Annotated in this window: 17 protein-coding genes; 1 reads left to right on the forward strand and 16 read right to left on the reverse strand. The window is 32.9% G+C overall.

The window, feature by feature from the left end:
* Window positions 1–44: 44 nt before the first annotated feature.
* The 15 genes from ACXAG4_RS06935 to ACXAG4_RS07005 form a co-directional block, all read right to left on the reverse strand.
* Window positions 45–1,955, reverse strand: coding sequence for a CRTAC1 family protein (locus ACXAG4_RS06935; protein WP_475295359.1), 1,911 nt, complete (start codon window positions 1,953–1,955; stop codon window positions 45–47).
* 222 nt (window positions 1,956–2,177) lie between these two features.
* Window positions 2,178–3,875 (reverse strand): RagB/SusD family nutrient uptake outer membrane protein, encoded by a 1,698-nt coding sequence (locus tag ACXAG4_RS06940; protein WP_475295360.1) that lies wholly within the window; start codon window positions 3,873–3,875, stop codon window positions 2,178–2,180.
* A gap of 11 nt (window positions 3,876–3,886) precedes the next feature.
* A complete protein-coding gene (locus tag ACXAG4_RS06945; RefSeq protein WP_475295361.1) occupies window positions 3,887–7,081 on the reverse strand; it encodes a SusC/RagA family TonB-linked outer membrane protein in 3,195 nt (1,064 codons plus the stop codon).
* Between the two features lie 320 nt (window positions 7,082–7,401).
* On the reverse strand, window positions 7,402–9,381 hold the full coding sequence (locus ACXAG4_RS06950; protein WP_475295362.1) for a glycoside hydrolase family 127 protein: 1,980 nt from the start codon (window positions 9,379–9,381) through the stop codon (window positions 7,402–7,404).
* A 35-nt stretch (window positions 9,382–9,416) separates the two neighbouring features.
* Window positions 9,417–10,838, reverse strand: coding sequence for a sulfatase-like hydrolase/transferase (locus ACXAG4_RS06955; RefSeq protein WP_475295363.1), 1,422 nt, complete (start codon window positions 10,836–10,838; stop codon window positions 9,417–9,419).
* A 116-nt stretch (window positions 10,839–10,954) separates the two neighbouring features.
* Window positions 10,955–12,733: an arylsulfatase gene (locus ACXAG4_RS06960; RefSeq protein ID WP_475295364.1), complete on the reverse strand. Its 1,779-nt coding sequence runs from the start codon at window positions 12,731–12,733 to the stop codon at window positions 10,955–10,957.
* 24 nt (window positions 12,734–12,757) lie between these two features.
* Window positions 12,758–13,918: a mandelate racemase/muconate lactonizing enzyme family protein gene (locus tag ACXAG4_RS06965; RefSeq protein ID WP_475295365.1), complete on the reverse strand. Its 1,161-nt coding sequence runs from the start codon at window positions 13,916–13,918 to the stop codon at window positions 12,758–12,760.
* A gap of 97 nt (window positions 13,919–14,015) precedes the next feature.
* The gene (locus tag ACXAG4_RS06970; protein ID WP_475295366.1) at window positions 14,016–15,575 is read right to left on the reverse strand and encodes an MFS transporter; all 1,560 of its coding nucleotides are present in this window, start codon (window positions 15,573–15,575) and stop codon (window positions 14,016–14,018) included.
* Window positions 15,576–15,615: 40 nt separating this feature from the next.
* Entirely contained in the window at window positions 15,616–16,380 is a 765-nt protein-coding gene (locus tag ACXAG4_RS06975) for an HpcH/HpaI aldolase family protein (RefSeq protein ID WP_475295367.1), read from the reverse strand.
* Between the two features lie 3 nt (window positions 16,381–16,383).
* Window positions 16,384–17,838, reverse strand: a complete 1,455-nt coding sequence (locus ACXAG4_RS06980; protein ID WP_475295368.1) for an NAD-dependent succinate-semialdehyde dehydrogenase — start codon at window positions 17,836–17,838, stop codon at window positions 16,384–16,386.
* Between the two features lie 10 nt (window positions 17,839–17,848).
* Window positions 17,849–19,000: a mandelate racemase/muconate lactonizing enzyme family protein gene (locus tag ACXAG4_RS06985; protein WP_475295369.1), complete on the reverse strand. Its 1,152-nt coding sequence runs from the start codon at window positions 18,998–19,000 to the stop codon at window positions 17,849–17,851.
* A 232-nt stretch (window positions 19,001–19,232) separates the two neighbouring features.
* On the reverse strand, window positions 19,233–20,702 hold the full coding sequence (locus tag ACXAG4_RS06990) for a sulfatase-like hydrolase/transferase (RefSeq protein WP_475295370.1): 1,470 nt from the start codon (window positions 20,700–20,702) through the stop codon (window positions 19,233–19,235).
* A 15-nt stretch (window positions 20,703–20,717) separates the two neighbouring features.
* Window positions 20,718–21,056 (reverse strand): hypothetical protein, encoded by a 339-nt coding sequence (locus ACXAG4_RS06995; protein WP_475295371.1) that lies wholly within the window; start codon window positions 21,054–21,056, stop codon window positions 20,718–20,720.
* A gap of 45 nt (window positions 21,057–21,101) precedes the next feature.
* Window positions 21,102–22,106, reverse strand: a complete 1,005-nt coding sequence (locus tag ACXAG4_RS07000; RefSeq protein WP_475295372.1) for a family 16 glycosylhydrolase — start codon at window positions 22,104–22,106, stop codon at window positions 21,102–21,104.
* A 123-nt stretch (window positions 22,107–22,229) separates the two neighbouring features.
* Window positions 22,230–23,087, reverse strand: a complete 858-nt coding sequence (locus tag ACXAG4_RS07005) for an AraC family transcriptional regulator (RefSeq protein WP_475295373.1) — start codon at window positions 23,085–23,087, stop codon at window positions 22,230–22,232.
* A 264-nt stretch (window positions 23,088–23,351) separates the two neighbouring features.
* On the opposite strand from ACXAG4_RS07005, the gene ACXAG4_RS07010 reads away from it, so the two are divergent.
* Window positions 23,352–24,134, forward strand: coding sequence for a T9SS type A sorting domain-containing protein (locus tag ACXAG4_RS07010; RefSeq protein WP_475295374.1), 783 nt, complete (start codon window positions 23,352–23,354; stop codon window positions 24,132–24,134).
* A gap of 384 nt (window positions 24,135–24,518) precedes the next feature.
* Here the strand turns inward: ACXAG4_RS07010 and ACXAG4_RS07015 are convergent, their stop codons facing one another.
* Window positions 24,519–24,923: a hypothetical protein gene (locus tag ACXAG4_RS07015; protein WP_475295375.1), complete on the reverse strand. Its 405-nt coding sequence runs from the start codon at window positions 24,921–24,923 to the stop codon at window positions 24,519–24,521.
* Window positions 24,924–24,925 lie beyond the last annotated feature (2 nt).

Below are 24,925 nucleotides of genomic sequence, written 5' to 3' on the forward strand. Positions count from 1 at the left end.
CATTTTAGCTTTACCTAGATTACAAGCACATTTACATAATCTTATTACTTTTTTCCTACCGAAATTTTAGTGTTTACAGTTTTAATGGTCTTTTTTAATATTTCTCCGTTTGTCCAGATGATTTTTACTTTTACAGTTTTACTACATTTAGAAAGACCAAAATGCACTAAGTTATTATGCCCTTGAGAGTATTGTGAATTTGTTGAGCCAACTCTATATATTTGCTTTACTCCACAAGAAGACAACTCAACTTTTGCACCTAACGGAGATGCATTATTTTTTGGAGATTTACCAACTAAAACATTAATAAAGCTATTGTTTGAATTTTTATTTTTTTGATTTTGAAACAAGTGCCACTTACCACGTTCATTACCAAGTACTACATCTACAAATCCATCTTGGTTATAATCTATAACCTCAACAGCCATACCTAAGGCGCCTAAATCTTTAGTTACAATACCATGTTTTTGTTGTAAATGGAAACCTTCATCTTTTGTATTCACATATAATAGTGCTTCGTTTTTATAAACCAACTCACCCCTTCTAATTATTAAAATATCTTTTAAACCATCATTATTAAAATCTGCTACTGCACTGGCCACTGAGTGATCTTTAGTTAGGTTTTTTAATTTATGTGATGCATCTTTAAAAGTACCTTTTTTATTTTCTAAAAGGATATTTTTAAACCCTTCATTATGCTTGTATTTTTTGTAATTAGATACATTGTGAACAACACCTGTTGAAGGTGCCCATAAATAACCAGCTATACGCCATTTTTTATTTCCAACATAACCAATGTACCAGCCTTTTTTTTGCTTATAATCTTGGTTATCTGGAAAGCCTAACGCATTACTATTTACCAGTTTTATGTTTTTACCAGAATGTGTTTCTCCTTCAAATTCATAACTATAACCTGTTTCTCCTAAAAAGTAGGTATCATTATTTGGCCACTGTGATTGCATGTTTTCAAGTTGTAAAACATCGCCTGTTTGAAAATCATCAAACTTAAATTCTCCGCGTGTTGTAAAAAAGCCTACTGTTTTTTCGGTTTCATTATAAAATGTTTCACCTTTTTCAAATTCATTTTTTCCTCTGGTTATAAACAAATCAAAATCACCATCATTATCAAAATCTATTTCGCTTATACTTGTAGTTTCTTCAACATCAAAAGGAAAAACACTTTTTGTAACTTCGGTATATGTTAAATTGCCATTGCCTTTAAAAGCTTTTGTTTTTCCTTGCCCGTATAAAATAATATCAAAAATATTATCATTATTAAAATCTGTTACCAGTGTTTTTTGTCCGTTACCTTTTGCTGCTGGTAGTTTAGATTTTAAAATTAAATTACCGTCACCATCATTTTCATAAATATAATTTTCGCTTGCTTTAGTTGCCCCCATAATTGACGCATCTAAACTTGGGAATGCGAAGTTTAACAAATCTAAATACCCATTATTATTACCATCAATAAATTTTACGGTGCGCCCACGCATTAAGGCTAATGGTTCTATAAAATCTGGCAAAGGAATGAACTCACGCCCCACCACGCGGTACATTTTAGAATTTCTTGCGTTGCTACCCGAGCCACCACCACGAGACATAATAACTTCTAAATGACCGTCTTTATCAAAATCTGCAATTGAAACACCGTGTAAATCGCCCATAATAATATCATATGGTTTGGCAAATTTACCCTTGTTGTTCCATTGTACTTGTATACCAAAGCCATGATCATTTATTAATAAATCTTGGTAACCATCTTGATCTAAATCTGCCACAACAGGCGCGTCCCATTTGCGTAAGTTTTTTTCTTGTCTTGGATAGTTTTTATCTTCTGAAAACACTATTGCATTATTGCTTTCAGAAATATTTTGAGCGGTTGTTTTAGTAGAAACTGCTATTAAAAAAAGTAGAACGGTTAATAGATGAAAAACTGGTTTTTGAATATGACTCATGTTTTAATTTTTGTATTCTGAAAGTTTTAAAATAAGATGAATTTCAAAATAACTGTTTTTTAAAAAAAATCTTGTATAAAAATTTACCTTATGCTTGCGCTATTTTATCAATTTAACATTGTATTAAATAAAAAAACTGAGAACTTTCGCTCTCAGTTTCCTATCTAAACTAAACTAAACAATATGATTTATGAATTAATTACATGAACCACAGTTTAAATTTTAATACCCATCATTTTGAATAAGGGCAGGTGCTTTATCTATTTCTAATTGTGGTATTGGTAAATAGTAGTGCTTGTTAAACCAAGGCCTGTTTATTACTGTATACTCTTCATGCACCAAGTTACCACTAGCATCTTTGGTCCATTTTAAACCTTTAATATCAAAGCCTAAATTATCAGGGTTCATCCAACGTCTTTCATCAAAAAAGTTGTGTCTTTCAAAACATAACTCTATACGTCTTTCTCTTTTTATGGCTTCTTTTAAAGCATCGCCACTAGATGTGATTTCAGGTTGTAATGCTCTAGTTGACACTCTATTTAAATACGTTCTTGCAATACCATCATTACCCAATTCTGCATTAGCTTCGGCATAGTTTAAGTAAACTTCTGCTAACCTGTAAAGTATGTAAGGGCGCGCCGGTGATAAATCTGTTAAACCAACACTTTCATCTTGAAACTTACGAATATTATATCCTGTTTTTGATGAGTGCAATACGTTACCTAAACCTCTAGGAGAATCTAAACCATCATTCACTTCGTTTACATCTAAAGCATAATCTACAGCTCTACCTCTAAACATTGCTCCTTGATAATTTAAGTTTGCATAATAACGCATTTCTCTATTATCATTTGGATTTGCAGGGTCATAGGTTGCGCCGCTAGTGGTTGTTCCATCGGCCATATTAAATTCTAATGCAAAATTGTGTGTTGGTGATGATAACGCCCAACCACCGTAACCACTAGGTGCTTGTGTTTGGTTTGGTAAAGAATTTACATCTAAACCAAAATCATAAAACTCACCAAATGGTCTTGCAAAAAGTATGTCTTGATTAGCTTGTAGAAATAGTTTCCTATAATCTTCTGCGTTATTAACAGCAATTAAATCTCTATCACCAACCATATCAATTACTTCTTTAGCAGCATTGGCAGCGTCTTGCCATTTTGTTGCTTTTGTATAATCATATAATGGGCCACTTGGCTCTGTGCTAGGGTCATGCAACTTACTAGCTGCGTATAATAACGTACGTGATTTTACAGCTAAAGCAGCTAGAGCTGTAGCTCTACCAAATCCTGCAGCATCTCTTGTTATTGGCAAAACTGCTGCGGCTTCATCTAATTCTGCTACAATAAAATCTACACATTCTTCATAGGTGCTTCTTGGTATATTAAAATCATCATTTAATCCTAACGCCTTGTCTAATAAAGGTACACCACCATATAGTGCTATTAATTTTGAATAGATGTTGGCACGAAGAAATTTCATTTCTGCTTTTAAAACATTTACCTTATCAGGATTTTGTTCCATAGCACCACTATTATCTACTCTATCTAAAAATTCATTTATTTCTCTAATAAACTGATAATAGTCTCTCCATTTATTTCTAAAATCGCCATCATTTAGAGAATTCCAGCCATTAGCTCTTAGGCGTAACCTATCTAAATCTCTAAAATTAAATTTGGCTTCAAAAGATCCTACTTCTAAATTATACCTTCTTGCCCACCAAATGGTTTTATTTAAGCCCCAACTCTCGGTACTGTTGTAAGCAGAATATACAAGTCTTTCAACCTGATCTGGGTCATTATACACTAAATCTTCTCCAAAGGCATCAAGTGCAGTTGTATCTAAAACATCATCACAACTTGTAAATGTTACACAAGCAGTAATAATACAAACTATAATTAGCTTTATATTTTTCATACTGTTTTTTTTTAAAAATTGAAATTAACCCCAAACGTATACATCTTTAATGATGGATAAGTTGCATCTCTAAAATTGTTATAACCTGTAGCCTCTGGATCTAAGCCTAAATCTGCTATATCAGAGAACATTGTTAACAAGTTAAACCCTCTAGCAAATAATTTTATGCTAGCAAACTTAGCTATCTCTTTAGGTATTGTATAACCTATTTCTACTTCTTTTAACCTTAAGAAAGATGCATCATGCAACCATAAATCTGCACCTTGAAAGTTATCTGGATTACCACTTTGGTTTCCGCTATAAGTATCATTTAAACCAAAGGCTCTTGGGTATCTTGAGTTTCGGTTATTAGGCGTCCATCTTTGGTCAAAAACGTATGTTGGTTTTGCTCCATTTTGATCAAAAAACACTAAGGCTTCAGCTTTAGCTTGCCCTTGTAGTAACATGTTAAAGTTCCAGTTTTTGTAGTTAAAGCCTCCTGAGATACCGTATTGAATTTCAGGAATATTAGATATTGATTTTCTTATTCTATCTTTATCATCAATAACATCATCACCGTTAGTATCAACATAAATAGGTTCTCCTTCTACAGTTCCTGCTAACTTAACTGGTGTAGCATCAACTTGGGCTTGGTCTCTAAAAATTCCACTAGTTGGGTATACTACATAAGAACCTATTGGGCTGCCTTCAAGTTTTAAAGCATCAGGAACATTATCGGGTTGTGGAAATGTTTTAATTTCGTTTTTAGCCTGTGTAAAATTGAAGCCTAAGTTGTAGCTAAAATTATCATTTACTTGGTCTGCCCAACCTAAAGTAAGCTCTAAACCGTGGCTATCTACACGACCAAGGTTTTCATCTGGAAACCTAATACCTGTAAAATCTGCAACGTTGCCTGTTCTTGGTATTAAGATGTCTTCTCTTTTTTGTTTGAAATAGTTAATATCTCCTGTTAATCTATTATTTAACATAGCAAAGCTTAACGCAAAATTGCTCATGTAAGCGGTTTCCCAAGTTACATTTGGGTTTGGCACGTTATCACTTCTAAAGCCATTAAATGTTACTCCTGTTTCACCAAAAACGTAATAGTTTGGTCTTGCTGTGTTAGGGTTTGTGTTACCGTAAGAGTAGCGTGTTAAGAATTGAAATGGTTGAATTCTATCATTACCCATTACAGAGTAGCTTGCTCTTAGGTTTAAAGCATCAATCCATGATACATCTTTTAAAAAGTCTTTATTCAATGCCCATGAACCACCAATGCTGTAAAACGTATCAAACCTTTTACCCGGACCAAAATTACTAGAACCATCGCGTCTAACGGTTAATTCTAAATAGTACTTAGAATCGAAATTATAAGCAAAAGACCCCAAATAACTTAATAAAGCACTTTCTGAAGCAGAACCGTTTGCTATAATGCCTTCAGAGCTTCCAGCGAATAAATACGGATGATCTGGTGTTGGGAAATCTATTTTTCTAGCCCAAAAGTTACTAGTTTCAGATGTTTGTTGTTCAAAACCAACAAATGTATTAACAGAATGCTTACCAAAGGTATTGTTGTATCTTAAGGTTGCATTTATTAATGTTTCATCAAATTTCCAGAAATCTTCTCTTAACGTGCGTTGTTGCCCTCCTTGTTGCGAAAATCCTGTTTCTGGGTTGTAGTTACCTGTAACATCATCAAACCTATAAATAGTCCATGGTGTATACCAAGATTTTGTATTATTGTTCATGCGGCGTATCCCTACATAAGCATTAGCGCTTAAACCTTCGGTAATATCATCTAACTTCCAATCTAAAGCTATTCTTCCTCTTAAATCATTAGTATCTCTATCTAAAAAACCAGATTGACCACTAGACATTACTCTTGGGTTAGCACCGTTTTCACCACCCCAACCGTAAAGTCCGTTTGGATATTGGCCAACTTCGGTAGGAAGATTGGTGTAAATGTGTTTATAAATAAAGCCAGCTTCTACACCAGGTTGCTCATCAACAGCAAATCTTCCTGAAAGGTCTACACTAACTTTTATGTCATCGGTTAATTTTACATCAAGATTAGATCTTACTTGTGTTTGTTTGAAATTTAAATCGCCTGATGCAAAAATACCCTGCCTATCAATAAAATCACCACTAACAAAGTAGCTTGTTTTTTCGCTTCCACCAGAAATAGATATAGAACTACGTGTTTCTGGTGATGAATTTGCAAATGTTAAATCTGCCCAATCTGTACTAACCCCAGCGCCCGATGCGAATTCATTAATTTGATTTTGTGTAAAAGGCAAAGTAGTACCGTTTCTATCGGCTATTTCATTTTCATAAATAGCATACTGCTCTGAGTCCATTAAATCTGGCGTTACAGAAAATGACGACAAACTATAAGAGGTAGATAAGCTTACCTTTGGCTTACCAGATTTACCTCTTTTTGTGGTTACAATAATAACACCATTTGCAGCTCTGTTACCATAAATAGCGGCAGCACCATCTTTTAAAACACTTACAGATGCAATGTCTTGTGGTGCAAGTTGGTTAAATGTACCAAAGCCAGATTGTACACCATCAATTAATATAAGTGGTTGGTTATTATTTAATGTTGAAACACCTCTAATTAATAAAGAAAAATCATTAGAACCAGGATAACCACCTCTATCTGAAACTACTAAACCTGATACTCTACCAGATAATGATTTTGCCACATCTCTATTTGATGTATTTTCAATATCTTTTGATTTTACTGTACTAACAGAGCCTGTTAACTCACCACGTTTACGCGTGGTATAACCTACAACAACTATTTCATCTAAACCAGCTATATCTTCTTCTAAAGTTACATTAAGTGTTGTGTTATTTCCAACAACAACTTCTTTTGATTTAAAACCTAAAAAAGAAAAGACTAATGTTGCGTTTTTATCAACAGAAATTGAATAATTACCATCAAAATCTGTTTGTGTTCCTTGTGTTGTACCTTTAATAACAATATTTACACCCGGAAGTGGCCCTGAAGCATCAGAAACTGTTCCGCTAACTGTAAGTTGTTGTAGTTCTATTTTTGTTTTTGAAGACGCTTTATCTTCTATTGTATTTGCATTTAATTGAAGAACGGCTAAAGCAAATACAAATAGCGTAAGTTTGAGTTTAAAATCAAACTTAGAAAAGCAAGACATTTGATATGCTAAATAAGACATATGAGGCCCTGCATGAGCTTGAATTTTCATATTTTTGAATTGAATTTGTGGTTAAATTTTTTAATTTAATCATTTAAACTAGCCAGAAGATGCTCCAACATTTTCTGGTTTTTTTATTTAAATGCTTTGTCTGAAAAAAAGTTGAGAAGTGTTTATGCCATGGTGTTAATAATTTAGTTTATTTTACTTAGTTTGTTAGTGTAAGAAATTAGGTTACAATAGAATAGTATAACCTTAATACAAAGTAAGAAATTATAGAGTGCTATTTATTAAAAAAAATTACCCTTAACTAGTATTATTTTATCAATTAAACACTAATTAAGGGTATATTTTATTAAGCTATTAAATATTTACCAAACAACGGGCATAAATACAGTCATTTCTGCTTGCCCTCTATTACTCCAAGCAAAGTATGGTACTAATTGTGTTTTATACGAAGTTAGTACTGGTTTGGTAATAACTTGATACATTTCGTCATTTTTATCTTTTCTTAATTGCAACTCTGTATTAATTACTGTAACTCCACCTAAGAAATCTGGCTTATGTTCTGCAACTAATTCTGCGTCTCCTTTAATGTAAACATCTAAAATAGATACGTCTTTTGGTAAATCTGGCGTTTCAATACAATATACAATTGGTCCTCGTTTTACAGCTATTTGGTTTCTAGTTTCTTCAATTCTGTTGTGTCCTTCAATTAATTTAATGTCCATTGGCATATCTAACACAATTGAGTCTCCTACTTTCCATTCTCTATTGATAACTGCAAAAGTTCCAGGTACTATTTCAATACCTGTATCTTCTCCATTTACTTTTAATGTGCTGCCTGTTGCCCATTTAGGTATTCTTACTTTGATATCAAAAGCAGCTGCTTTACATTCGTCTACAGTAATTTTCACAATACCTTTCCAAGGATAATCTGTGTCTTGAGTTAACTTGATAGCAGATCCATCTAATAAATTAGTATTTAAAGTATTACCTCCAAATAACACAACTGCTACTCCATTTTCAGATAAGGTATACGCCCAACCTGAACTTTTACAAATAGTTCTTACTAAGTTAGGAGGACAACAAAAACATTCTAAATATGGTTGTCTTACAGGACTCTCCGTAACGTCTGCATGCGCTTCGTAATCTCTAGATCCATTTACCATTCTTAATGGATTAGAGTAAAAATACTCTTTACCATCAATACTAATTCCTGATAAACCACTATTGAATAATACTAATTCAATAATATCTGCGTAACGTGATTCTTCTTTTAAGGCCATCATTCTGTTACTAAACATGGCATTACAAAGGTTTGCACACGTTTCATTATAGGCCGTCATATTGGGCATCATATATGCATCAATAAATCCTTCTTCTATCATATCTAAGCTTGTAGATGCGCCGTAATGTGCTTGCCCTACTGCTCCGGTAACATACATTTTTTTACCTGTAACGTTTTCCCATAATCTATCTAATGCTTCAATTAAAGCTTTTTCTCCTGTTTCGGCATAAACATCGGCAGCTCCTGCGTAGTAATATAATGCTAACACCGCATGCCCCACAGCTTCTTTAGCTTCTCTTAAGGCTGTACGTTCTTGCACCATATCTCCAATAGGATATCCTTCAGTTGTTGAGTCGTGCTTAATTTCATAGGTACCTCTTCGGTTAATAAATTTTTCAGCTAATTTTAAATACTTTTTATCACCAACTGTTCTGTATAGCTCAACTAATCCCATAATTTGAGTTTGGTTAAACCCAAAACGTTGGTAATGTTTAGTATCTGGCATAAAGTAAACACACAACAAATCTGCTTGTTTTATAGCGATATCTAAAAAGTTACGTTGTCCTGTTAAACGGTAATGTACACTTGCTGCTATAAAAAGGTGACCATAGTTATACATTTCATGATACTTTCTGTTTGAAAAACGCTCAGCACCTTCTGTTATTTGTATGTGTGTATGAATGTATCCATCTTCTTCTTGAGCTTTCCCTATCCATTCTATATATTCATCTAATTTCTTTAAAAGCTTTTCATCTTTGGTTAAAGCATAAATATACATACAAGACTCCATGTACTTGAAAAAGTCTCCATCATGCCAATAAAATCCTTTATGTTCTCCTTGTTTTGCTCCCGCCGCAATTTTAAAGTTGTTTAATCCATGACCTATATCTCCACATAAAACGTCTCCCATATACGGAACCATTATTTGAGCAGCTGCTTTTTCTTTATCTGCCCAAAACCCGTCTTTCCATCTACAGTCACCAAAATCAATGCTCTTTAATTTTACGTAGGGACTATTTACTGTATTAGTTATAGCTCTTGTATGCTTTTTATTATCCATTTCTATTATGAATTTAGATGTATTTAAAATTTGTTTTAATCGTATTTCTTCATGTATTCTTTAACTAACTCTGGGTTTCTAAACCAGTCCATTCTGTTAGTATCGTATTTTTCAAACTCTTGTTTTAGAGTCCATAAAGGGCGTTCTAAAGTGAGCTCCCACTCCCATAATTTTTTAAACATGCTTTTTAAACGATCAGGTTCTTGAGATGCTAGGTTGTTTTGTTCTGTTAAGTCTTTAGTTAAATCGTACAATTCGGCTGGTCTATCTGCAAAGCGAATTAATTTCCAATCGTTTTGTCTGTAAACGGCACGAACATCTTTTTTCCAGAATAAATCTTCGTGAGGTCTTGCTTTATTTTTTCCTGTAACATAAGGCAATAAGTTTACACCATCAATATCTATCAAATCATTTACATTACCACCAGCTGCAGCGTAAAATGTGGGCAATAAATCAAAAGTACTTACAGGATAATTGTATACCGTACCTGCTTTAAGTTTTTTTGGCCATTTTATTAAGTATGGCACTCTAAAACCTCCTTCAAGATGGTTAGATTTTGTACCACTTAATGGTAAATTAATTGATGCATTTTTATCTGTTGGACCACCATTATCGTTAGAAAACACAATAATTGTATTATCATCTAAACCTAATTCTTTTAATTTATTCATTACATTTCCACAAGCTCTATCAAGCGCCAAAGTCATAGCTGCAACTTCTTTACGCTTTCCGTTTAAATGTGGAAATTTATCAAGATCTTCTTGTGTGGCTTCCATAGGTGTATGGACTGCGTTAAATGCTAAATAAATAAAGAAAGGTTTATCTTTATGTCTTTCTATAAAAGAAATGGCTTCGTTTGCAAAAGCATCAGTTGCGTATGTTGTGGGTTCTTCAAAATTACCAAAATTACGTTCCATTTTATTGTCATGGTGTACGCCTTTAAAATCTTTTATTGGAAAATAGCTTCTTCCACCACCTCTAAAACCATAAAACTCATCGAAACCTCTATTTAAAGGATGAAAACGATCTGCATTTCCTAAATGCCATTTCCCGTACATTGCGTTGGTATAACCAAGTTTTTTTAGATAATCTGCCATGGTTACTTGGTCTGTTGGTAAGCCCATATCATCACCTAAAAACTTAGAGTTTTTGCTCATATAACCAGGGACATTAATTTCCTGATAACCAAACCGTTGTTGGTATTTCCCTGTTATTAAACCTGCTCTTGAAGGGCCACATGTAGCATCAGTAACATAGCCTTGTGTAAAACGCACACCTTGATTAGCAAGTTTATCTAGATTAGGCGTTTTCATGATTTTACTACCGTGAAAACCGAAATCTCCATAACCGGCATCATCAGCAAACAAGAAGATAATATTAGGTTTTTCTTGAGCTTTTACTGGAGATTTACACGACACCAATAAGGTTAATACTAAAAGAAGCTTGAATGTTTTCATAAATAAAAAATTAGCTTAAAACAATTAAAAAGATTATTTCTATTAAAATATAAAATTAATTGCTTTTAAGTTGAAAAATCTAGTGTTAAGTATCCTAAACTAAAACTTTTTTATCTTTATTTTACACGATTTACATCAACAAAGTGTGGCCCCACCGCTAACCTTTCTACTTTCACATATGCATGTAAATTCCCTACAGCCTCAGGAAATTCTACATTTTTAAATATAATTTGTTTCTGCCCTTTTTTAATTGGTAATTTTAAATGAAGCTTATTGTATTTTAAATGCGCAAAACCATCTTTGTTTATTTCGGGCAAATCTAAAGATACATTATAAACTCCTTTTAAAGTTTTAACCCTCCAATATCCTAGTTGATTGTCTTCTATAACTCTAGGACCGCCATAATCAAAACGAGAGATAACACGAGGCCCACCCCAATCAAATCTTGATAAATTAACATTTGGTTGTTCTTTTGTTCCTAAGAATATGCGCTGAATGCCTTTAGCATCTCTTTCTTCTGTTACTTCATCAAACCAATTTTCATAGCGTTCTAACATAGCGTCCACAACTTCGGGATGCTTTTTAGCTATATTTATTCTTTCGCTAGGGTCATTTTCAACATCGTATAATTCTAAATTCTTTAAAACATTTTTTAAAACAAAATCTGTTGGTTGATGTACAATTCCATGAGGAAAATCATGCGGACTAACCAATTTGTATTTATCTGTTCTTACAGCAAAATGCATGTATTTAAATGGTGTTGGTCCATAATGCATTTGCACATAAAAGTCTCTATTAATTAAAGCCTCTGAATTTCCATTTAACCAAAGTGGTAATAGCGACTTCCCATCAACTTTTAAGTCTTTTGGTAATTTTGATTTTGTAGCTTCTATGATAGTTGGAAAAATATCAATTATAGCTCCCATGTTAGATAAGCTATTTGATGGTTTAATTTTATTGGGCCATCTTACATAAAAAGGCACTCTAATACCCGCATCATAAACACTGGTTTTGGTTCCTCTTAAATTGGCAACCCAACGCCCAGGGTACGAATCATTTTTAGTTCTTCTGTGTCTTGGTCCATTATCTGATAAGAAAATGACAATGGTATTTTCTTCAATACCTAATTCTTTAAGTTTATTTAGTACTCTTCCAACATTATAATCTATACTAGCAAGCATTCCATAGGTAAGTGCATTGTCTTCATGTAACCCCATTTTCCTGTATGGTTCGGCTAACCTATCTGGCACTTGTAAAGGAAAATGAGGTAGATTGGTTGCTAAATAAGCGAAAAACGGCGTTTCTCTGTTCTTTTCTATAAAGTTTAAAGTTGCTTCGGTAAAGATGTCGTCGCAATATCCATTATATGTTTTGGGCGTACCGTTATGCTCCAAAACAGGATCAAAATACGTGTTCCCTTTGGGACCTGCAGCTTGACCAATACCGCCTCCTCTATGAACTAAGGTTTCTTGAAATCCTTGATCTATTGGTCTCATAGGCATATTATCTCCCAAATGCCACTTTCCGAAAATCCCTGTTTTATATCCATTTTCTTCAAGCACTTCTGCAATAGTTACTTCTGATGTATTCATAAAATGATCTACCTGAGTTACAGCCGTTACTCCAGCTCTGTAAGGGTATCTTCCGGTTAATAAAGCTGCTCTTGAAGCAGAGCAATTAGGATATGAAAAGAAATGAGACATTTCTATACCTTGTTCTCCTAGAGTTTCTATTTGCGGTGTTTTAATATAAGGATTACCATGAGCACCAATATCTCCATAGCCTTGATCATCCGTCATCATAATAATGATATTAGGTTTTTCTTGTGCAGATATACTTTGAAATTGAGCAACAAATAGCGCAACTAATACAATTAAATGAAGTTGTGTTTTCATGTTAAGAATTTTAATTTATTGTGATTACCAATTGGTAAAAGACCCATCTTTTCTTATTAGGCGTGGTGTTTCAACAGGCTTAAATCCTTCCTTCAATGCTAATTCTTCATTAAACTCTATGCCCAATCCAAGTACGTCGGAAACTTTGTATCTATTCCCCTCTAATTTTGGTTGTTTTGTATAATAGTTAGCATCATCTAAACCAGGATTTTCAACTGGGGTATTCATTTCTTCTAACCAAGTAAAATTTGGAGAGGCAGCCGCCAAATGTATTGTTGCTGCAGTACAAATTGGCCCTATTGGATTATGAGGAAGTAAATCTATATAATGTGCTTCGGCCATGTTTGCCACTTTTACAGCTTCTGTAATGCCACCTACGTTGCATACATCAATTCTAGCAAATTGGGTAATATTTTTTTCTATGTATGGTAAAAACTGCCATTTACTTGCAAATTCTTCGCCTATTGCAAAGGGTACATTTACCATTTTTCTTAATTCTTGGTATACTTCTGGAGATTCATCTCTTATTGGTTCTTCAATAAAATCTAAAGTTCCTTCGGGCATCCTTTGTAAAAAGGAAACTGTTTCTGGAACTGATAATCTATGATGATAATCTATACCAATGGTTGGTTTAAACCCAACTTCCTTTCTCAATTCTGTAATCCAATCTGCTATAATGGCTATAGATTCTCTAGGCTCAAAAGTAGAGTTATATTTTCCTTCTTCGTATTCAGCTGGGGCTAACCTTAGCATTTGCCAACCTTCTTTTATTAAAACTTTGGCACGTTCAATTAATTCTTCTTTAGAACTAAAGCGAAGGGATGCAAAACACTCTACATAATCTCGTTGCTTTCCTCCTAGTAACTCATATACTGGCACCTCTAGAGCTTTTCCTTTAATATCATAAAGTGCAATATCAATGGCCGATATGGCAGCAGTTAAAACTCTACCTCCTTCAAAATATTGCCCTCTATATAAATCTTGCCAAATAGCACCAATTTGCATTGGATTTCTCCCAACTAACAAGGGTTTAAAATGATTAATAGCACCAATAACGGCATATTCTCTTCCTGTAATACCAGAAGCTCCCCAACCATAAACCCCTATGTTGGTTTCAATTTTTATATTAAGCTGGCTTCTTCCTGCTATGTTTACTGGAAATACTTTTACGTCTGTTATTTTCATTTTAAACATTAATTAAATACATAACAAAATCTGTCAAAAAAACTTTTTTGATTAATATCAATACCTAAAACAGCTTATAGCTTATAAGTTTAGGTTTTTATTTTTGAAGTTTAGCTTGAATTTCTTCAATACTCAAGCCTTTAGTTTCAATTAAGTATTTTGATAAAATTATCATACCCAAAAATACAGTTACAGCATAAAAAAGGAGTGTATTACTAATACCAAAACTTGCCAATTGGGAAGGAAAAAACGCCTGAATTAACCAACTTGTAGTACTTGTTATAAACGTAAAAAACGGTATTGCAATACCCCTTATAGCATTGGGGAAAATTTCAGAAAACAACACCCACATTACTGGCCCTATAGAAAAATGGAAAGCAGCAATAAAACTTAAAATACCTATTAAAATTAATATGGCATTGATTTTAGCTGATTTTTGTATTAACAATCCTGAGTATTGGCGTGCTTCATCTTCACCAATAGCATCAAAAAGGGCTTTTTTAAGTTCAATATCACTGCTGTATTGTATACCAATCATACTTTGTAGCCTTTCAGGATTTTTAAATTCAGTCATTTCAGCCACGGCTTCTTCAGTAAGTGTGTAACTAGCTGTTTTAAATCCGTAATATGCTATTCCTAAACTTAAAACCACCCAAAGCATTCCGCCTAAAATCATGGGTTTTCTTCCTAATTTATCAACACAAACTAAACCTAAAATGGTAAACAACAAACCCGTTAAACCTGTCCAGATAGCTTGCATAAAAGCCGCATCTTTACCAAGGCCTATTTGCTCAAAAACTGTTGGTGCATAAAATAAAATAGCGTTTATACCAGAAGTTTGTTGGGCTATAGCAAGTGTAAAAGCTATTATAAAAACAACTCTATATTCTTTACTGAATATGCCTTTAAATTGTGCCCATACAGACCTATTATCTGTTTCTTGTAAACTTTTATCCATTTCAACAATATGTCCATCAACTTCAGAGGCAGGCATTAATTTTACTAATGTTTTTTTAGCCTCATTAATTTTGCCTTTGAAAAATAACCACGATGGACTTTTTGGCACTACAAACAACAATACAAACCATATGATTGCTGGTATAATTTCAGAACCCAACATCCAACGCCATGTATTTTCATTTAAACCTAAATCTGTTGCCCAATTATTACCAGTTGTTGACCATTGTAATATTAAATAATTGATGAAATAAGCTCCAGATAAACCAATTACTATATTAATTTGTATCATGGTTACCAACTTACCTCTTAACTTTGGAGGTGCTATTTCACCAATATACATTGATGCTAATGATATTGATGTAAAGGCTAAACCACCTAAAAACCTAAATGATAAAAGCGTCCAGTAATCTGGTGCTAATGTTGAACCTATAGCAGATACTACATATAAAGCCGCCACAATTTGCAGGGTAGTTTTTCTTCCTAATTTATCACATGAATAGCCCGCAAAAAGCAATGCTAAAATTACACCTAAAGCAGGTGCGCCAACTACCATACCTAGTTCAAATTCATTTAGACTAAATTCTTGTGAAATAAAATCTACCGTTCCAGATATTAATGCCGCATCTAACCCAAAAACGAAGCCGCCCATGGCTACAATAGTTGAATATATATAAGCTTTCCTTTTATACGAACCCATAATAATTAGTTTAAATAGTTTAGTTTAAGTTGAAGTGTGTTTAGTTTTTTAATTTTGAAGTAATATCTTTAAAAGTATTCATTACAAGCCCAACATCAACTGAATAAGATATATATTGAACTCCAATATCTTTCCACATTTTTGCTTTCTCTGGAGATTCTGTAAATGTACCTAAAGCCTTTCCATGTTTTTTAGCAATTTCAACAGCATCTTTCATAGCGTTCACTACTTTAGGATTATTTACATCACCTGGAACACCACAAGACTGTGATAAATCATAAGGTCCTAAGAAAATAACATCAATACCATCTACCTTCACAATTTCAGTAAGGTTTTCAATACCTTCCATTCCTTCAATATGTACAATTGAAATAACCGAATCATTTGCTTTTCCAAAATGATCTTGCGGACCAATATTTGTATATTCTGCAGCTCTTACATACCTGCACATACCACGCTCACCTTTTGGATAAAACTTAATAGCTTTTACTACCTTGTCTGCATCAGCCTTTGTACACACCTGTGGCACTTGAATACACTTAACACCAATATCTAAAACTCTAAGAATTAATGTTTCAGAGTTTTCTGTAACTCTTACTACCGGTGTAATACCCTGTGCTTCTGCTGCTCTTACCATATTTTGAGCAGACTCTACACTAAAAGGGCCATGTTCCATATCAATAATAACAAAATCAAAGCCACTATGAGCTGCTATTTCAACTATTGCCGGATCTTGTAGTTTACAAAAAGGGCCAAATACAGTTTGACCCTCTTGTAGTTTATTTTGTAATAAATTTTGTTTCATGTTTTAGATTGCTGTTGTAACTCGTTTTTTAACTAAATAATCTTCTAAAGCTAAATGCGAACAATCATGACCAATGCCACTGTTTTTATATCCACCATGTGGCAAATAAATAGCGTACTTAACACCGTTAATTTGTACTTCTCCAAACTCTAACTCTTCAGTGAATTTCTCAATTCTCTTATGATCATTTGTAAAAATATATGATGCTAAACCAAACTCAGTATCATTAGCCAATTCTAAAACTTCTTCGTCTGTTTCAAAAGGCATAATACCTGCAACGGGACCAAAAGTTTCTTGAGTAAATAGTTTCATATCTGTTGTTATACCAGAAACTACTGTTGGCTCAATCCAGTTTCCTCCTTCAGGGAATCCTTCAGGAATTTTTCCTCCGTATTCTAAGGTTGCTCCTTTACTTACGGCATCATCAACAAGATCAAACATTCTATCTCTATCCTTTTTGCTCACCACAGGCCCCATGAAAACTTCAGGGTTTTCCTTAATACCAAACCCTAATTTAATTTCAGAAGCTTTTTTCACATAAGCTTTTACAAATTTATCATAGATATTTTTATGTACAAATATTCTGTTAGCTGCGACACAAACTTGACCTGAATTTCCGAATCTTAAAGCTATTGCAAGTTCTAAAGCATTGTCAAAATCAGCATCCTCAAATACTATAAACGGTGCATTACCGCCTAATTCCATTCCAAACTTTTTTATTGATGTTGTACTATCTGCAATAACCTTTAAACCTGTTTGTGTAGATCCAATCATTGTTAATACAGCGGGTATATGACTAGTGGTCATTGTTGTTGCTACCTCACTACTAGGTCCTGATAAAATATTTACAACACCTGCCGGAAAATTAATAGAATGCATTATCTCTCCAATCATATAAGCAGATAATGGCGATAAAGCTGAAGGCTTAATGATTAATGAACATCCTGCTGCTAAAGCCGGCCCTATTTTGTACCCTACATTTAATAATGGAAAATTCCAAGCTAAATACGCCACAGCAACACCTGCAGGTTTAGATATCATTTTATGAGCATGTGTATTATCATGATCTGGTATCTGCTCTTCTCTTAAGTTTTGCATAGCATTAGGATACCACTCCAAAGCTTCTGTTAGTCTATCGATATCTTCTTGTGACCCTGCATATGTTTTACCCATTTCATGTACCATAGCTGTTCTTAAATCATGCTCCTTTTCTAGAATAGCATCTTTAAGTTTTAACATCCAATTAGTACGTTCTGCTAGAGACAGTTTAGACCAATACTTGAATCCTTTTTGAGCAGTTTCTAAAGCTTTTAACGCATCTTCCTTTCCTGCTCTTGCAACTTGAGCGATAACCTCTCCTGTGGCAGGACAAATAACATCATCTCTTTCTCCACTTGCGGCGTCAATTAATTCTCCGCCTATATATAATTTTTTGTATCCGAAATTTTGGGTTTTCATTGTTCCTTTTTTATACAATAATTTTTTTTGATTTTTTTTCTGAAAAACTTTCTAAAACATCTTCATCAACATCAATACCTAAACCTGGTCTTTTTGGTACTTCTATATAACCATCTTTCATTTCTATTGAAGGAAAGGTTAATTTTTCTCTAAGTCCGTTTTCAGTTTGATCGTATTCCATTAAGAAATCTGGTTGATACATTCTACCAGGAACAGATTCTATATTTGAAATAAAATGAAGCGCCACATGAATACCAATAGAAGTACCCCAAGTATGTGGAATTATGTCTACACCATTAGCACTTGCTAAAGCAGAAATTCGTTTAGCTTCGGTTAAGCCTCCACTTGCGCAAATATCTGGCTGAATAATATCAACTGATTTATTTTGAATTAACTGTTGAAATCCGAATCTTAAATATTCACACTCACCACCAGAAATTGGTATGGTTGTTTTTTGTCTTAATTCACTATACTGTTCATAAAACTCTGGAGATAAAGGTTCTTCAAACCAACCAATGTCATATTGCTCTATTTTTCGGGCCAACTCAGTAGCTTCACGTAATGTGTAAGCGTGATTAGAGTCTACCATTAATTTTATATCTGGCCCAATAACGCTTCGCATTTTAGCAACATTTTCAACATCGGCTTTAATACCTAAACCAACTTTCATTTTCATGGCTTTAAAACCTTGTGATATGTATAGTTTAGCTTCTTCTTCAAAATCTCTTGAAGGGTTATTATGATCTGTAAAATAAAGCCCCGTAGCGTATGGCTGCACCCTATTTCTGTGTGCACCACCTAATAAAGTTGACACTGGTAAACCTAGAATTTTACCTTTTAAATCCCATATTGCAATATCAATTGCACTCATTGAAGCAACTAAAATACCACGTCTGGCAAAGTCTAATGTTTTGCGGTACATTTTATTCCAGATCACTTCATTTTCAAGCGGGTTTTCTCCAACTACAAAAGGTTCTAACAGCTTTATTCCAGCTTCTAAAACTGGTGCAGGCCCGTAACCTTCTCCCCAACCATATGTACCATTGGTAGCTGTAACTTTAACTACACAAATACAACGCTCTGAATACTCCCACTGAGAAAAGAAAAAACTTTTAGATAGTTTATCCTTTAGTATAAAAGTTTCAATTTTTTCTATCACCATCTTAATAATTATTTACGTTTTGGGCTTTTGTAAATTATTATGCCCTTGATTTAGTTGTTACTAAATTAAATTATATGCTAGTTTTAACAGCTCATTAATTTACCCTACAAGTAATCAATATTACCTCTTTTAATAGCATTTATTATATTATCTTGATGAAGATAGTAAAAAAACTATCCATTTTAAGCTTTAAAATACTTTTTAAAAGGTTTGAGTAAATTACACAATAACTTTAATTTAGCTTAAATGTTTCATTAAATCTAGGCATATTATCTGCTTGCCATTGTTGCCCTTCTTTTTCAATATGAAACCATAACGGTTGCTTGTGGCTTTGGCTCCAGGTTTTCCCTTCTTCTACTAAAGTTTTTAAAATTTCAGGATGTGTTTTGCTTACATCATTATTTTCACTTATATCTTTTTCAATATTGAAAAGCTGCCATGGCTTTTGGTATACCTTTAATGCTTTCCATTGGTTTTTTCTAATTGCTACATCACTAAAACCTTTTCTGTGGCGCATTATAAATAGCGGTTGATTTTTTCTTGGGTTTTCGTCTTTTAAAAAGTGATTCCAAAAGTTTACTCCATCTAAAGCTTTATCTTCGGGTATTTTGGCATTAGCTAAATGTGCAAATGTTGGATAAAAATCTAAAGCTGAAATTGGGTAACTGTATGTTTTTCCTTCAGGCACCACGTTTGGCCAGTGTAAAAACATTGGTACACGGAAACCGCCTTCAAAAGCACTACCTTTACCTTCTTTTAACGGATAATTATTAGCCCCAGCCACTGTTTTACCTCCATTATCACTCAAAAACACTATAAGTGTGTTTTCAAATTGATTAGTTTGTTTTAATTTTTCAACAATTTTACCCACACCTCTATCTACAGCATAAACCATAGCTGCATAAGTACGTCTTTTTTTATCTTTTATATGTTGAAACAATTTTAAATCTTCTTTTTTAGCTTCTAAAGGCGTGTGAGGCGCGTTGTAAGATAAATACATAAAAAACGGCTTATCTTTTTTTGTAGCATCATCAATAAAACGGATGGTTTCTCTTGATAAAGCATCGGTAACATACTCTGTTTCATCAACCTCATTTCCGTTATGTTCTAATGGGCGTAAATATTCCCAAATAAAGTCTTGTCCATTAGCTTTTTGCCTATTGTAGGCCTCTTTAAATTGCTTAGGAAAATACTTGTGACCTCCACCAAGAAAACCGTAAAAATCATCAAAACCTCTAGTGTTTGGGTGATACTCTGTTTGAAAACCTAAATGCCATTTACCCATTACTCCCGTGTAATAGCCGGTTTGTTGCAATACCTTACTTATATAGGTTTCACTAACATCAACACCTTTAGTTTCATCACCTTCAGTAGGTAAATTAAACTGTGCGCCAATTTTATGTGCGTATCTACCTGTTAACAAACTAGCTCTACTAGGTCCGCAAAATGGATGTGCCACATAAGCATCATTAAAAATAGTTCCTTTAGCTGCTAGGGCATCTATATTTGGTGTTTTAATGTCTTTTGAGCCATTAAAACCAACATCAGCATATCCTAAATCATCACATAAAACCAATAATATATTAGGCTTTTTTGGTGTTGATGTTTCAGCTTTTTCAGCATTGGTTTGTGCTTTACAGTTAAACACAAACACCAACATTGACAATGCTGTAAGTTTTACAAAAACGGACACTTTTATCATTTTTGAAATATGTTTTTATTTAAGATTTTTTAATTCTTCACGCATTTTAGCTAAAAAAGGCTGTAACTCTTTATAAGGTTTACCTGTTATATTTATCATTTTGTTGTGAAAATCTTTATTAAGCTCCTTTACTTTTTCTTTTATTTCATCTGCATTTAATGCATTAACTTTTGAGTAACCAACAATAAGCGCTGTTCTGGCATTTAACAACTGTTCTTTTTTATCTGGATTTAAGTTATATGTTTGAGCTGATGCTTCAACAAAATGATTTATAAGCTTTTGCTGCCATTTGTTTTGACCAAATGTTACCGTAGCTGTTAGCATAAATAATGCTATTATTAAAATGTTCTTCATAATTTAATTTTTTAAATGTTAATATTTAGTTTTAGTTACTTAACGTTATTGCTTTTGCCAAACTCTAACATATTCAATTTCAAAATCTACAACGCCATCATGTTTTTTATTTTCAGGGCTATGTGCCTCTAGTTCTTCTTTGCTTTTTGGAATGTCATTCCAAGGAAATATTTCCATATCTAACCACAAACTTATTGGCCTTGTAGCTACGTAACCATTATAATTTTCGGGCAATGTTATTTTTTTTCTATTTTCTTTTGCCCAAGCAGTTACCTCTTTGGCTGTAACTTTAGAAAATAGTTTACCGTCTATATAATACTTAACGCCACTAGCATCCCACTCTATACCCCAAACGTGCCAATTATCTGCAATTCTAAAACCAACGTCTTTCTTTTCTGTATAAGTGGGTTTGCCTGTTACGGGTTTATCCCAATCTCTAATAGACCACCACAATTGGTTATCTAAATGCTTTTTTTTGGGGTTAATAGTACCGCCATAGGTTTCAAAAAAATCAAACTCTAACCTATCACCCATAGACCAAAATGCGCTAGATACAGGAGCATCAGCTGCTTTACTTTTAATTTCAATGTAGCCGTATTTAAAAAATTTACGACCTATAAAACACGCTGTTGTTATGTTTTCATAAGGCAAAGCTTCACCAAAAACGGGTTTTCTTATTTCATCACTAAACGGAAAATCTGGCTCCCAACGCGCTTCTAACTTGAGTTTACCATTTTCTAAGCGGTAATTTTTACCAGAAAATTGCGAAGGTGCTCTACCTTTCCAAACTTTTTTATTTGGCAAATCTGGGTGTTTATAAAAAGGCTTTCCGTCTTTAAACTTACCAACAATGTACCAACGATTTTCATCTATTTCATCTGCATCAAACTCGTCACTAACATCTGTATTTAAAACCCATTTGCCATTATTTTCTTGATCTGAAAATGGTAAAACTTGTTGTGCTGATAAATTTAATTTATTTACTGATTTACAACTTGTTATTAGTAATAATACGCTTGCTAACAACAGTGTTTTTCTCAAATTAATCATAAAAAACGTTTTGTTTTAATGTATACAAAACAACACAAAAAAAGGGTTAAGTTATTTAATTAACTTACCCTTTATATATGATATTTTACCTATGTTTTATTGCGAAATAGCAAAAGCTATTATCTACAATTTGTACCTATAGGCTTTTGGTGTTTGGCCCATTATTTGCTTAAATTGTTTATTAAAGTTTGGTATTGATTTATACCCTACAAGAAAACATACTTCGGATATTGGATAATTTTCTTGTATCAACATTCGTGCTGCATTTCTTATTCTTATTTCATTAAGAAATTCAGTAAATGATTTATTAGTCATTTTTTTAAAAAATCTACAAAAAGAGTTTGTTGTCATGCAAGCAATATCTGCAATATCACTTAATGAAATGGTGTTCATGTAATTATCTGAAATATACTTTATAACAGTATCTAACCTATCTGGGTTTTCAGTTGAAAATTGCCTCATATCTGTTGATGAAAGTGTTTTTTTGTCTTCAACCTGCGATAATCTATATAGAAAATCTAACAACCTTATTGATTGTTCTCCTTTTGATAATTGAACTATTTCTAAAATTTCATCGTGCATTTTTTTACTTACACTTTTATCAAATAACACTCCAAATTTAGATTCATCTAGAAGTTTAGCAACTTCGGCAAATTCAGGGTTATCAAAAGTTCCTTCACCCATAAAGTTTTTGGTAAATTTCATCACTATGGTTTTCACTTTTAAATCACCTCCTTTTTCATAATAAGCAGGGTCATTTCTATACAAATGGGGTAAGTAAGAACCTATTAAAACCAGTTCACCTGATGAGAAATGCGACACATTATCTCCAACAAACCTAATACCGCTACTTTTTGATATATATAACAACTCAAACTCTGGATGGTAATGCCATGCAGAATCTAAACAAGGTTGCTCTTTTTTTACAATACTTATTCTTTTGTTTACAAAATTGGCGGTATTTTTTAAAACTAGTTTCATATGTGAAATTTTAACACTTATTAATCATTTTTACCCTAATAAACACAAAAAATATGATTTTTGAGATAAAATTGAATATAAAATAAGCTATTTACACCAACAAGATAGTAATTAAAAAGGAAACCTAAAATATTTTAACATTTTAGCTATTACAAAACACCTAACAAGATAAATTAGAGTAGGTTAAAGGTAATTATGAGTAAAAAAAAAATAATAGCATCCATTAATTTGGAGGTATTAACAACAATACACAAAACTAATATTATGAGAAAATTTTACTATTTATTAATTACTACTTTTTTAACATTTGGTATTAACCAAACGCAAGCACAGGCAGATTTAGAATACACCTTTGATGGTGCTACTTGGGAAGGCTGGACACAAGGTGGTGGTGGCACAGGCCCTTGGGCTTCCTTTTTTGGAAATAACCCCAATGGCGAATTAGAAATAACATGGCCAACAACTACTAATAATGCCATAATGTACGCCCCTGCTGCTGTTGAAGCTTTAGATACTAATTACAAACATTTTGAATTAAAAGTAAGTAACAACTCTAGCCAAGTTAATTTATTAAGAATACGTGCCAGAGATGCTGGAGGCAACTGGTTTAATGCTGCCGACATTGCCATTACTACAGATGCTGTTGGTGTTTTTAAAACATATAATTTTGAAATTACAAATGCTAGTTGGACTGGTACTTTACAAAAGTGGCAAGTTATTTTTAGAAGAAGTGATAGTGGAGATATAACAGATGGAGGCACTGTTCATGTTGATAATATTCTGGTTTCTCAATCTGAAATTTTATCAACTAACAGCAAAAATGCTTTTGAATTTAGTGCTTACCCAAATCCTGTTAAAGATGTTTTATATTTAAATACAAAAGAACCAATTAACAAGGTTGAAGTTTTTGATTTATTAGGCAAATCTGTTTTAACAAAAAACAACGTAACTAACCACATTAACGTTTCTTCATTAAACAAATCTATGTATTTGGTTAAGTTAACATCAAAGAATGGGGTTTCAACTAAAAAATTCTTAAAGCAATAGCTTCAGTAGTTTAAAAATACTTTAATTAAAACGCCTCTTTTTTAAGGGGCGTTTTTTTATTCTTTAAGGTTTATATTAATGGTTGTTAAATAGGAGATTATTCTCTTAGTATCTTCATTTAATAAACTTATTATGGTTGTTAATATGAAAAACCAAACCTCTTAAAAAAACACTTTTTAAAAAGAATTTAAATTTAATATTACTTGTTTTAATAATGCATTATGCAAACCTGAAACACATTAACAGCTTGTTTAATTGTTAACAGCCACTCATTTTAATTATTGTTCAAGTTTAAAATTACCTATAAAAAAAGGGTGAAATTGTAATTTCACCCTTTTCAAACTAACTAAATAACATACTTACTATTGCTTTACAACTTAAGTATTAATTATAAACATCAACTTCGTTTAGTACTATATTGTGTACTTCTGCTCCGTCGTTTATTGTTAAAGTACCTTCACCTGTAGCTTTATCGGCTATTATTTCATACGATTGTGAAGGTGTTTCATCTTCAGAAACTCTAGTAACAACTATATTATAACTGGTTTCTGTTGAATTATCTTGATAATTAGATGTTTTGTAGCTTACAACATTAACTTCAGAAATATATTCTATAATTAAAGCCTTTTCTCTGTAAATATTAATTTTAAAAGGGCCATTACTAATGTTTGTTAAACTGTAAACTGGTGTTAAAACAGCATCAAAATCTTTAAAGTTACTTTCTTCATCACAGGCTGCAACTGTTAATATTATTGCAATTACTGTACATATTTTTATAATTTTTTTCATAT

It is taken from the genome of Seonamhaeicola sp. ABD4_175 (assembly GCF_056160885.1).